Origin of the sequence: Paucihalobacter sp. (genome assembly GCF_036825875.1) — a bacterium.
In the GTDB taxonomy this organism is placed as follows: Bacteria; Bacteroidota; Bacteroidia; order Flavobacteriales; family Flavobacteriaceae; genus Paucihalobacter.
Window position 1 is genome coordinate 86,813 of sequence record NZ_DAISXK010000005.1, and the last position, 12,227, is coordinate 99,039.

The following is a 12,227-nucleotide window of genomic DNA, read 5'->3' on the forward strand; positions in this document are numbered from 1 at the left end:
TCCGATCAGCAATTGCGCCTTAACGATTTTATGTGCTATTTACATATTATAATATTATAAAGTATTAGTATTAAGTAATTTTGTTTTGTAATAATTCAACGTCCCCAAATTGTGAACCACTTTCAGCTCATTAAATCATTCTGTTTAACAGTACTCATTTTAGGATTTTTTTCAAGTTGTTCAAAAGAAGAACTCGAAAACGATGTCCAACTAACCAATGTTTCAGTTAAATTAAAAACGATTACAGGTGAATTAAAAAAAGTCTATATCGATATTGAAGATGTTCAACTTAAGGTGAAACAAGAAGAGAATACTCCTGGAACTTGGTTAAGTTTAGAAGCTATCAATAATGGTATTCACAACACATCAGACTTAAATAACGAAAATGCTCTTTTATTAGTAAGTAATTTTTCGGTTGAAGCCGGCTATATTTATGGCATGAGACTGGTTTTGGGAGAAAACAATTTTATGGACATCAGCAATGTGCTGCACAGTTTAGATGTGAGCGACTTAGGAAATTCTAATCCAACCAATACGGTTTCAACACAGTTACAGCACAATAAATCTTATGTTTTCACAATTGAGCTGAACAAAGACCAATCCATTTCGTATGACGAATCGTCAAGCATGATGGTTTTCAACCCAAAGATACAAACCGAAATAAGACAGTTTCAATATTAATTTTGTTAATCAAAATTTTTAAACAATAAAAAGAGCAATACCAAGGTGTTGCTCTTTTTATTTTTAACCAATTATTAACAGCAAACGACGAATAATTTTAACAATTTGCAGTTCATACAAAAATCAACAACCATCGGGTTTTAAATCAAATGAAATATGGAAGATACAAGTACTGTAGATATCAAAGCCATTAATGAAAAAATAGAAAGGGAAAGTGCTTTTATTGATTTGCTAAATTTAGAAATGAACAAAGTAATCATCGGCCAAAAGCATATGGTCGAGCGTTTATTAATTGGATTACTCGGTCAAGGACATATTCTTCTCGAAGGTGTTCCCGGTTTGGCAAAAACACTCGCTATTAATACACTTGCGCAAGCAGTTCAAGGTAGTTTTAGCCGAATTCAGTTTACGCCAGATTTGTTACCAGCCGACGTAGTTGGAACCCTAATTTATAATATGAAGGAAAATGATTTCTCCATTAAAAAAGGTCCAATTTTCGCAAACTTTGTTTTGGCCGATGAGATAAACCGTGCGCCAGCTAAAGTGCAATCCGCACTGCTTGAAGCCATGCAAGAAAAACAAGTAACTATTGGTGACGAAACCTTTATTTTAGACAAACCGTTTTTAGTTATGGCAACTCAAAACCCAGTTGAACAAGAAGGAACCTATCCGCTGCCAGAAGCGCAAGTAGATAGATTTATGCTGAAAACCGTTATCGATTATCCAAAAATAAACGAAGAACAACTCATTATAAGAGCTAATTTGAAGGGTTCTTTCGAAAAAGTAAATCCAGTTATTTCTGTAGAGCAAATCTTGAATGCCCAAAAGGCAGTTAGAGAAGTTTATATGGATGAAAAAATCGAGAAATACATCCTCGATATCGTGTTCGCAACCAGATACCCTGAAAAATATAATTTAGAAAGTTTAAAACCATTAATTTCATTTGGATCTTCGCCACGTGGTAGTATAAATCTAGCCACTGCCGCAAAATGCTATGCTTTTATTAGAAGAAGAGGCTATGTGATTCCTGAAGATGTGCGCGCTATTGTTTACGATGTGCTACGCCACAGAATCGGAATTACCTACGAAGCTGAAGCCGAAAATATTACTAGTGTTGATATTATCAACAAAATCGTAAATCAAATTGAAGTACCGTAAACCAATTCCTGCGGAAGCAGGAATCTATTCGAGAATCTTTGCTATTGTGATTACATTAATTGAAATGAAATAATCATTCAGAAAACTAAGCAAAAATTAAAGACTAAAGATTTAAGGTCTCAATATTTGTTACGAAATAAGAATAGAAAATAGGTCAATTAAAATCTAAAAATTCTTGCCTGCGCAGGAATAAAAAAATGGATACCAAAGAGTTACTAAAAAAAGTTCGGAAAATTGAGATAAAAACCAGACGATTGTCTGACCATGTCTTCGGTGGCGAATACCATTCTACTTTTAAAGGTCGCGGCATGACCTTTAGCGAAGTGCGTCAATACCAATTTGGAGATGATGTACGGAATATAGACTGGAATGTAACCGCGCGCTATAACGAACCTTATATAAAAGTATTTGAGGAAGAACGCGAACTTACCATGATGCTAATGGTAGATGTTTCCGCTAGTAAATTGTTTGGTACCAAAAATAGTTTTAAAGATGAAATTGCAACAGAAATTGCCGCAACCCTAGCTTTTTCAGCAACCCAGAACAACGATAAAATTGGGCTTATTTTATTTACAGATCAAATTGAGTTATACATTCCGCCAAAAAAAGGACGCTTCCATGTTCTTAGAATTATTAGAGAATTATTAGAGTTTAAACCCAAAAGCAAACAAACTAATTTAGACGAAGCTTTAAAGTTTTTATCAAATGTGATGAAAAAGAAGGCAATTGTATTTTTGTTATCAGATTTTATTTCAGAAGATTACAAACAAACCTTAAAAATTGTATCAAACAAACACGATATTACTGGTATAAGAATTTATGACCAACACGAAGAAACCATTCCTAATTTAGGACTGGTACAAATGATTGACGAAGAATCTGGCGAACTCATGTTGGTAGATACTAGCTCAAAAAAAACAAGATATGCATACGCTAAATACTATCTTGAAAAAGTGAATTATTTTAAAGACAGTTTTGCCAAATCTGGCGCTGGGTCTTTAGATTGTCGGGTTGATGAAAGTTACGTTACCAAGTTGTTAGGATACTTTAAACGCAGAGGATAATCGAATTATATGCAGAAAAAATTCAGTCGTAATATTAAAATAATCAACAAAAATACGCCGCTAAAGTTGTTTTTGATGCTGGTGTTTCTGATGCATGGCAATTTATATTCGCAAGTAAAAACATCGGTAGATAGTACCAAAGTTAAAATTGGCGCACAAGTAAATTATACCATCGAAATTGAAGCCGATACCACACAACTAGTTGTTTTTCCAGAAACGCAAACCTTTTCACCATTAGAAGTCATTGAATTTTACGAAACAGATACCCTCAAAAACAATGATAAATACCGATTAATCAAAAAATATGGTTTAACACAGTTCGATTCGGGATGGTATCAAATTCCACGACAAAAAATTTTAATTGACGAACGCAGCGTTTTTTCCGATTCGATTTACGTCTATTTCCAAGATGTAGCGGTCGATACAACCAAGCAAAAGTTATTCGATATAAAACCCATTATTGAAGTTGATAAACCTAAAAGTAAAACCTGGCTTTATATTCTTATTGGTTTATTAATTGTCGCCTTAATCGCCGCTTTGCTGTATTGGTTTATCTGGCGCAAAAAACCACTTACCGAAGAAGAAAAAATTGCCCAATTACCGCCATTTGAACGCGCAAAAGTGGAGCTTCAAAAATTGGATAACAGCAAATTCCTCATTCAAGACCAAACTAAAGAATACTATTCCGAATTAACAAGAATTCTACGAAGCTTTATAGATGAAAAGGTTTATGACCGAGCTATGGAAAGCACCTCTGGCGAACTGGTCGAACATTTAGAAATGCTAACAGAAGCTAAGCAACTTAAAATAAGCAATGAAATCATTCAACAAATAAACACCATATTTCGAAGAGCCGATCTTGCCAAATTCGCAAAACAAGATCCCGATATGGAATCCGCTAAATCCGATTTAAACACAATCGATAAAGTTTTAGATGCCATCAACAAAGCCTTGCCGGAGCCGAGCGAAGAAGAAAAGCTCCTTAACGAGCAGTATCGTGAAGCTCAAGAGCGTAAAGCCAAACGCCGGAAAGTTATTTTAACCTCGGCCATTGTCGCCTTTCTACTAATTGCCACGGTTATAGGATTCGGAATTAAGTACGGCTTTGTGTATATGAAAGATGTAGTTATAGGAAAGGCCACTCTAGAATTACTAGAAGGTGAATGGGTAGATAGCGATTACGGAATGCCACCAATCTATATTTCAACACCCGAAGTTTTAAAGCGAATGGATGCTCCTGTTCCAGCAGAATTTAAAGACAAAATAAAAATGACAGCATTTGGTTATCAGCTCGAAGAAGAACTAACCATCGCAGTTACAACAACCAATTTAACTGAGCCACAAGAAAATTTAGATTTAAATGCAGCCATTGAAGGTAACTTACAAACTTTAGAATCTAGAGGCATTACAAATATTGTAACACTTAACGAAAAATTCACTACACCAAACGGAGCTGAAGGCATTAAAACATTCGGAACTTTAAGTGTGCCAAAAGAAAAGAAGGAAGGTTATATAGACGGAAATTATGTGATGCTAAGTTTTACAAGCAAAGATGTTATCATTCAGCAAATAGTCCTCGTATGGAAGGCGAATGATCGTTATGCCAACGAAATTGCTGAGCGAATTATCAATTCAGTTGAATTACAACCAAAATCGAAGTAGATGTTTGAAGGAATAGAATTTCTAAATAAGGAAATGTTTTGGTTATTGCTCATTCTGCCAATAGCCATCGTTTGGTATGTATTAAAGCACAAACAACAAACACCAGAAGTTAGATTATCAACTCTTAAAGGCTTCAAACTATCTAAATCTCTATTGCCAAAACTAAAGCATTTTCTTTTTGTCCTTAGGTTACTAGCTATAGGTTTAATAATAACCGCAATTGCAAGGCCTCAAACAGTAGATGTTAGCACCAAAACCAAAACCACCCAAGGTATCGACATCATGATTTCGGTGGATGTTTCGGCAAGTATGCTAGCTAAAGATTTAAAACCCAATAGACTCGAGGCTTTAAAAAGTGTAGCCTCCGACTTTGTGAAACGCCGTCCAAACGACCGAATTGGAATTGTGGAATATGCAGGTGAAAGTTACACCAAGACACCTCTAACCAGCGATAAAGGAATTATATTACGATCACTTTCCGAAATTCAATATACCGCAATAATTGAAGGAGGCACAGCCATAGGTATGGGATTAGCAACAGCCGTTAACCGACTTAAAGACAGCGAAGCTAAAAGTAAAATTATTATCCTATTAACCGATGGCGTAAATAATACAGGTGAAATTGACCCAGTAATTGCTACAGAGTTAGCCTTAGAATTTGATATAAAAGTTTATACCATTGGCGTCGGCACTAATGGTACAGCTTTATCGCCAGTAGCAGTGAGGCAAGATGGCTCTTTTGTCTACGAGCGCGTTCAAGTAGAAATAGATGATAAATTGCTTACTGAAATTGCCAATGCAAGTGGTGGAAAGTATTTTAGAGCAACCGACAATGAAAAACTTGCTGAGATTTACGATGAAATCAATCAACTTGAAACGACAGAAATCGAGGAAAGAAAATTTTATAATTACGAGGAAAAGTATAGACCGTTGGTTTTGCTAGCTGCACTTATGCTATTACTTGAATTTATATTACGACATACTATTTTTAGAAGTTTTGTTTAAATTAAAACTTCAAATTAATTTAAAACTATGTTTCAATTAGAACAAAAAATATGGATTATTGGATTTGTGGTGATACCAATATTGGTGCTCATATTTATTTTGGTAGCTGTTTGGAAAAGAAACCGTCAGAAAAAATTTGCGAGCCCCGAATTACTGGAAAAACTAAGTCCCAATAGATCCTTATTTAAATCTATATTAAAATTGACAATGCTGTGTCTGGCATTCGCGTTTCTTGTTGTTGCACTCATCAATCCAAAAATTGGAACCAAATTAGAAACCGTTCGTAGTGAAGGCGTTGATATCGTTTTTGCCGTCGATGTTTCCAAAAGTATGTTAGCCGAAGATATCGCACCCAACCGACTCGAAAAATCAAAGCAATTGGTGTCTCAAATCATCAATAATTTAGTAAGCGATCGCGTGGGAATTGTAGCCTACGCAGGCAAAGCTTTTCCGCAGTTACCGATTACAACAGATTATGCCGCGGCCAAATTGTTTCTGCAAGGCATGAATACCGATATGATTTCTTCTCAAGGAACGGCCATTAATGAAGCCATCGAACTAGCGCGAACCTTTTACGATGCAGAAGACCAAACCAGTAAAATTTTAATCATTATTTCAGACGGCGAAGATCACAGCGAAACCTCTGCCTCCGATGCTGCCAAAAATGCGCAAAATGATGGGATAAAAATTTTCACAGTAGGTGTTGGCGACGTAAAAGGCGGTCCGATTCCTATAAAACGCAATGGGATTGTTCTCAATTACAAAAAAGACCAGAACAACGAAACAGTTATTACCAAACTGGATGAGGATAATTTAAAAGCCATTGCCAGAAATGCCGACGGACAATACATTAACGGCAGTAGTACAGCGGCCGTTGTAAATTCACTAAAGGAAATTTTAGAAACCATCGAAAAAACAGAATTTGAATCGCAACAAGTTTCCGATTATAAAGACCAGTTTCAATGGTTTTTAGCCTTCGCAATTGCTGTGTTGTTTTTAGATATTTTCCTTTTAGAAAGAAAAACAGCATGGTTGCGAAAACTAAATTTGTTTAATGAGAATATTTAAAATGAAAGTTTTAAAATAGTTTTAACTATAAAATAATAAGCGTTTTATAAATTCGTACATAATTTAAGTACAAAAAAATGAAAAATCTAATCTTAGACAAATACAGGTTAATACTATGGATGGTTGCCCTTCCATGGCTTATATGTGCCCAAGAATTAGATGAAAAAGCATTACTTCAAAAACAAAATAAGGCACAACTCTTCGTAGCTGAAGGTAACGAAAGTTTTCAAAACGAAGATTTTATCACCGCAGAAATGGCTTACAGAAAAGCGATGTCTCAGCAATCAAATACCGTAGCGGCTTCTTATAATTTAGGTAATGGTTTCTATAAAGAAGGCAACTTTGATGAAGCACTTTATAGACACGAACAAGCTGCTAAAGATGCCACTTCCAAAACTGAAAAACACAAAGCATTTCATAATATTGGCAATATTTTAATGCAAAATCAATTGTGTAAGGAAGCTGTTGAAGCTTTTAAAAATGCCTTGCGTAACAATCCAAATGATGATGAAACACGTTATAATTTAGCCATGGCAAAGGAATGTGCCAAACACGAAAAGGAGCAAGACGAAAAGGATGACGAGGATAGCGATGATAAAAAAGACGAAAAAGACGAAAAGAATCAAGAACAACAAGACCAAGATAAAAAAGACGAACAAGGCGACGATAACGAAGATAAAAAAGATCAAGGCGACGAAGACAAACAAGATGGTAATGATAAAGAAGACGAAGAAGGAAAGCCTGATGAAGATAAAGATGAAAATGACAAGGGAGACGATAGCGATAAGCAGCAGCAGCAACCACAGCCAAGACCTAGTACGTTAAATGGTCAACAGATAAAAAATTTATTGGAAGCGCTTAACGATAAAGAATCTAAAGTTCAGGAAAAAATAAATGCCGAAAAGCAAAAAGGAGCAAAGGTAAAAAACGAAAAAGATTGGTAGCCCCAAACTTAATAGTTCATTGTTTTTATTGAAAATGAAGTTAGAACAACTATGAATTTTAAAAACCACATACTAATCATAGCGCTGCTATTTTCCACCTTGTTAGCGGCACAAGTTAAATTCGAAGCCAAACTTAGTAAGGCCAAGTTGGGTTTGAACGAACGTTTGCGCATCGACTTTGAGATGGATAAAGATGGCGATAATTTTGTGCCGCCAAGTTTTGCCGATTTTACGGTTGTAGGCGGTCCTAACACATCTGTTAGTAATACCTGGATTAACGGAAAACGTAGCTTTAAAAAAACCTATTCTTATTTTCTGGCACCCAAAAAAGTTGGAAAATTCACTATCAAACAAGGCACTATCGAAATTGATGGTGAAACTTACAAAACCTTTCCAATAACAGTTGAGGTTACGCCAGCAGTTGAACTTCCAACAGACCCGAACGACCCAAATTATGTGGCGTCTCAAAACATTCATTTGGTTGCAGAGGTTTCTAAAGCCAACCCTTATTTAAATGAACCCATAACTGTAACATACAAATTGTATGTGTCTCGAGAAACTGGCGTGAGCAATATACGTGAGATTGACAATCCAAAATTTTCTGATTTTTGGAGCCAAAATATTCCTACAAATGGATTACCTGTGCAAAATGGACAGTTCAATGGCGAAGATTACAGATATGTAATTTGGAGAAGAACGGTGTTATATCCTCAAAAATCTGGGGAATTAAAAATTGAACCCTTAAGCTTAGATGTAACCGTTGAGGTACCTAGTAACAGACGCGATTTTTTCGGAGGTCCATTAATGACCCAAGTTAATAAAACGGTTTCAGCAGGTGCGAGAACTATCAAAGTAAAACCCTTACCCGAGCAAGGAAAACCTGCTAATTTTGGTGGTGCTGTTGGAGAATTTGATTTGATTGTTTCAACTTCAAAAAAGGAACTAAAAGCTACGGAATCCTTACAACTAACAGTTGAAGTTTCTGGTAAAGGAAACATGAAATTATTTGAATTACCAAAACCAAATATACCTAGTGCCTTAGAAGTTTACGATCCTGTAAAAGATGATAAAGTGAGTACCAGAATTGATGGTATGTACGGCGCAAGAATAGAAAATTATACAATTGTTCCACAATTTAAAGGTAAATACCCCATTCCTGGAATTTCCTTTTCCTATTTCGACCTTAAAACAGAACAATACAAAACCATTACCTCTAACGAAATGGTGATTGATGTTTTAGACGACCCAATGAATCCTGTGGCTAGCAATGCCAACCCCGCTAACATTAAACAGGCTATTGTTGCAAATGCTGAGGCTTTTGCTTACATCAAATCACAAACAAATCTACGGCCGAAAGACGGCTCATATTTCTTTAAATCTACAGCATTTTGGACGTCCTTATTAGCACCGCTATTAGCAATTCCATTGGCGTTGATAGTACGCAGAAGACGAGAATCATATCTATCTGACGAAGTTGGAATGCGAATGCGTGCTCAGGATAAGCTGGCTAAGAAATATTTGGGAGAAGCCAAAAAATCGCTTGGGCAAAAAGAATTATTTTATGTTGCCTTAGAAAGAGCACTTCACAATTTCTTAAAAGCCAAACTTCATATTGAGACCAGTGAATTCAGCAAAGATAAAATAGAAGAATTACTCAGTAAAAGACAAGTTAGTCAGGAATCAGTTTCTGAGTTTATAACACTGCTAGAAAGTTGCGAATTGGCAAGATATTCTCCAGCGACCGATGTAACCATGCAACAAGATTATAACAATAGCGCAACGGCAATTGCCGCCATTGATAAACAATTAAGGTGAGATGATGAAGGTTCTAAAATATTTTTCAATTATCGTATTCATTGCCTATTTATCCCTTGAACCATCAATTTTTGCTCAAAACAACACTAAATTTCAAGAGGCCAACGAATTGTATGGTAAAGGCGAGTTTGAATTTGCTATTGATGCATACCAAAGCATCTTAGAAACTGGTGAACACTCAGCTGAGTTATATTTTAACTTGGCAAATTCTCATTATAAATTGAATAATGTCGCCCCGAGCATTTATTATTACGAAAAAGCGTTGCAGCTTAACCCAATGGATAAGGATATTCATAACAATTTAGCATTCGCTCAAAAAATGACAATCGATGCTATTGAAGAAGTTCCAGAAGTTGGATTTGATAAACTTTATAAAAATTGGGTCAATGCTTATAGTTTTGATAGTTGGTCGCGATTGGCGATAGCATTTAGCGTTGCCTTCGTTATATTATTTTTAATCTACTATTTTTCTCATAGTTCGGTTAAAAAGCGATTGACATTTGTTTTAGGATTTATATCTGTTTTTGCTTCAGTCGTTACACTTTTTATGGCTTTTCAAAAATTCGAGTTTGATCAAAAAAATATTTCTGCTGTTGTTTTCGATAAGTCAGTAGATATTAAAAGTGAACCCAACAATGCAAGCTCCAATTTATTCAAGCTCCACGAGGGCACTAAATTACAGGTTCTAGACAGTGTATCTAATTGGCACCGCATCGAGTTACCAGATGGATTAACGGGTTGGATTCCCTCAAAAGCTATTAAACTGTTATAAATACCATAACTTATGGTATTAAAACTTTTAAATTTCCCCACAAATGTTATCTTTGAATTTCTAAAATAAATTGATGTATAAGTCTAGAGTTTCAATCATCCTTTCTATAGTGTTTGTGCTGTTTTTGTCGGCACCAACTATAATTATGGTTTTTGATGTACCAGCCGACACCTCTGTTTTTTTTAGTGTTACTGAAGAAGAAAATGAGAGTAGCAATGTTTCTAAGCAAATTCAGGCGCATATTACTCTGAATCATAAGCCTCCGTTCGATGTTGAGTTTAGTAGTAAAAAGGCATCGAATTTTTATTTGGTGGGTAGCAGATCTTCATTATCGCTTCAAACTTTTTCTCCACCACCAGAACAACAAGTATAATTTCCAGACTATTAAACCGACCCTTTAGGTCTTCTATTGTTTAACTTCTCCTTGCTTTCAGCTTTAGAGAAAAATTATATTTTTATGTTCAAACATTTAAAAAATGACATTCCTGCGAGTGTTGTAGTGTTTTTTGTAGCTTTACCACTTTGTCTAGGAATAGCTTTAGCCAGCGGGGCGCCACTGTTTTCAGGCGTAATTGCTGGAATTGTTGGAGGTATTGTGGTAGGAGCAATGAGTGGATCAAATCTGGGAGTTAGTGGCCCAGCAGCTGGACTAGCTGCCATCGTTTTAACATCTATCGCCACACTTGGTAATTATGAGAACTTTCTTGTTGCAGTAGTTTTAGCGGGTGTTTTACAACTTATTTTTGGGTTTTTAAAAGCTGGAGTTATTGGCTATTACTTTCCATCATCTGTTATTAAAGGAATGCTTACTGGGATTGGTATTATCATAATTCTTAAACAAATACCACATTTTTTAGGTTATGATGCCGATCCAGAAGGCGATTTTGGATTCTTTCAAATAGATGGTGAGAATAGTATTTCGGAAATTTTTGTCGCATTAGATTATGTACAATGGGGCTCTACCTTAATTGGTTTTTTAGGCCTTATGCTTATTATATTTTGGGATAATGTTCTGGCAAAAAAGAACAAGATATTTAAGGTAATCCAAGGGCCATTTATTGCTGTAGTGTTGGGTGTTGTTTTTTATTTAGTCACCAAAACAAACGAAACCTTAGGAATAGATGCTTCACACCTCGTGAGTGTGCCGATACCTGAGGACGCAACGTCGTTTATTAAACAATTCACCCTGCCAAATTTTAAAGCCATTCTAAATACGGATATATGGATTATTGCTTTTACCATTGCATTAGTAGCAAGTATTGAGACTTTATTAAGTGTAGAAGCAACGGATAAATTAGACCCCGCAAAAAACGTAACGCCAACCAATAGAGAACTTATTGCGCAAGGTACAGGAAACGTTCTATCTGGTCTTATAGGCGGATTGCCAATTACACAAGTAATTGTCCGCAGCTCTGCTAATATTCAATCAGGTGGAAAAACTAAGTTGTCTGCTATTATACACGGATTTTTATTATTGATATCGGTAATTCTTATCCCTCGAATTTTAAATATGATTCCATTATCGGTGTTGGCAGCAGTACTTTTAGTAGTAGGTTATAAATTAGCCAAACCAGCACTATTTAAAACTATGTGGCAATTAGGTTGGAAACAATTTGTACCTTTTATTATTACCATTTTAGGGATTGTATTCAAAGACCTTTTGTTTGGTGTTGGTTTAGGGCTTTTTGTAGGAATTCTAATAATTTTGGTTAAAAGTTACCAAAACTCACACTTTTTACATAAAGAAGGTGACGACATTCCAGATGGCCACTTAAAAATGACACTGGCAGAAGAAGTAACATTTATAAATAAGGGAGCCATTTTGAAAGAGCTTGATAGTATTCCAGAAAATTACACCTTAGAATTAGATGTAAGGCGTACCCGATATCTAGACTACGATGTTGTTGAAATATTAGAAGACTTCGCTATTAAAGCAAAAAACAAAAACATTAACATAACGCTAATTTCGGATTTAGGAGTTATTGAAAATCCTGTCAGTTTTATGGAGTTTTTCGTATTACGACCTAAAACATTTTAATTACAATAAATAAAAACAAA

Annotated in this window: 11 protein-coding genes; all 11 read left to right on the forward strand. The window is 35.4% G+C overall.

What is annotated here, in order from left to right; all coding sequences use genetic code 11:
• The first annotated feature begins 111 nt into the window (after window positions 1–111).
• The 11 genes from V7Z48_RS02860 (at window position 112) to V7Z48_RS02910 (ending at window position 12,207) form a co-directional block, all read left to right on the forward strand.
• A complete protein-coding gene (locus tag V7Z48_RS02860; RefSeq protein WP_334111882.1) occupies window positions 112–681 on the forward strand; it encodes a DUF4382 domain-containing protein in 570 nt (189 codons plus the stop codon).
• A 156-nt stretch (window positions 682–837) separates the two neighbouring features.
• Entirely contained in the window at window positions 838–1,839 is a 1,002-nt protein-coding gene (locus V7Z48_RS02865) for an AAA family ATPase (protein ID WP_334111883.1), read from the forward strand.
• Window positions 1,840–2,036: 197 nt separating this feature from the next.
• On the forward strand, window positions 2,037–2,903 hold the full coding sequence (locus tag V7Z48_RS02870) for a DUF58 domain-containing protein (protein WP_334111884.1): 867 nt from the start codon (window positions 2,037–2,039) through the stop codon (window positions 2,901–2,903).
• A gap of 9 nt (window positions 2,904–2,912) precedes the next feature.
• Complete coding sequence (locus tag V7Z48_RS02875) at window positions 2,913–4,565, forward strand: hypothetical protein (RefSeq protein WP_334111885.1); 1,653 nt, start codon at window positions 2,913–2,915, stop codon at window positions 4,563–4,565.
• Window positions 4,566–5,570, forward strand: a complete 1,005-nt coding sequence (locus V7Z48_RS02880) for a vWA domain-containing protein (RefSeq protein WP_334111886.1) — start codon at window positions 4,566–4,568, stop codon at window positions 5,568–5,570. It abuts the gene before it with no gap.
• 27 nt (window positions 5,571–5,597) lie between these two features.
• Window positions 5,598–6,638, forward strand: a complete 1,041-nt coding sequence (locus tag V7Z48_RS02885; RefSeq protein ID WP_334111887.1) for a vWA domain-containing protein — start codon at window positions 5,598–5,600, stop codon at window positions 6,636–6,638.
• 77 nt (window positions 6,639–6,715) lie between these two features.
• A complete protein-coding gene (locus tag V7Z48_RS02890) occupies window positions 6,716–7,582 on the forward strand; it encodes a tetratricopeptide repeat protein (protein ID WP_334111888.1) in 867 nt (288 codons plus the stop codon).
• Window positions 7,583–7,633: 51 nt separating this feature from the next.
• Window positions 7,634–9,397 carry a BatD family protein gene (locus V7Z48_RS02895; protein ID WP_334111889.1) on the forward strand — a complete coding sequence of 588 codons (1,764 nt, stop codon included), beginning with the start codon at window positions 7,634–7,636 and terminating at the stop codon, window positions 9,395–9,397.
• Window position 9,398: 1 nt separating this feature from the next.
• Window positions 9,399–10,169 (forward strand): tetratricopeptide repeat protein, encoded by a 771-nt coding sequence (locus V7Z48_RS02900; protein WP_334111890.1) that lies wholly within the window; start codon window positions 9,399–9,401, stop codon window positions 10,167–10,169.
• 73 nt (window positions 10,170–10,242) lie between these two features.
• Window positions 10,243–10,542, forward strand: coding sequence for a hypothetical protein (locus tag V7Z48_RS02905; protein WP_334111891.1), 300 nt, complete (start codon window positions 10,243–10,245; stop codon window positions 10,540–10,542).
• Between the two features lie 84 nt (window positions 10,543–10,626).
• On the forward strand, window positions 10,627–12,207 hold the full coding sequence (locus tag V7Z48_RS02910; RefSeq protein WP_334111892.1) for a SulP family inorganic anion transporter: 1,581 nt from the start codon (window positions 10,627–10,629) through the stop codon (window positions 12,205–12,207).
• Window positions 12,208–12,227 lie beyond the last annotated feature (20 nt).

What these genes read in the sequence shown, in the direction of transcription:
- V7Z48_RS02865 (WP_334111883.1), top strand. Translation starts at nt 838, where the DNA reads ATGGAAGATACAAGTACTGTAGATATCAAAGCCATTAATGAAAAAATA.
- V7Z48_RS02870 (WP_334111884.1), top strand. Translation starts at nt 2,037, where the DNA reads ATGGATACCAAAGAGTTACTAAAAAAAGTTCGGAAAATTGAGATAAAA.
- V7Z48_RS02875 (WP_334111885.1), top strand. Translation starts at nt 2,913, where the DNA reads ATGCAGAAAAAATTCAGTCGTAATATTAAAATAATCAACAAAAATACG.
- V7Z48_RS02880 (WP_334111886.1), top strand. Translation starts at nt 4,566, where the DNA reads ATGTTTGAAGGAATAGAATTTCTAAATAAGGAAATGTTTTGGTTATTG.
- V7Z48_RS02885 (WP_334111887.1), top strand. Translation starts at nt 5,598, where the DNA reads ATGTTTCAATTAGAACAAAAAATATGGATTATTGGATTTGTGGTGATA.
- V7Z48_RS02890 (WP_334111888.1), top strand. Translation starts at nt 6,716, where the DNA reads ATGAAAAATCTAATCTTAGACAAATACAGGTTAATACTATGGATGGTT.
- V7Z48_RS02895 (WP_334111889.1), top strand. Translation starts at nt 7,634, where the DNA reads ATGAATTTTAAAAACCACATACTAATCATAGCGCTGCTATTTTCCACC.
- V7Z48_RS02900 (WP_334111890.1), top strand. Translation starts at nt 9,399, where the DNA reads ATGATGAAGGTTCTAAAATATTTTTCAATTATCGTATTCATTGCCTAT.
- V7Z48_RS02905 (WP_334111891.1), top strand. Translation starts at nt 10,243, where the DNA reads ATGTATAAGTCTAGAGTTTCAATCATCCTTTCTATAGTGTTTGTGCTG.
- V7Z48_RS02910 (WP_334111892.1), top strand. Translation starts at nt 10,627, where the DNA reads ATGTTCAAACATTTAAAAAATGACATTCCTGCGAGTGTTGTAGTGTTT.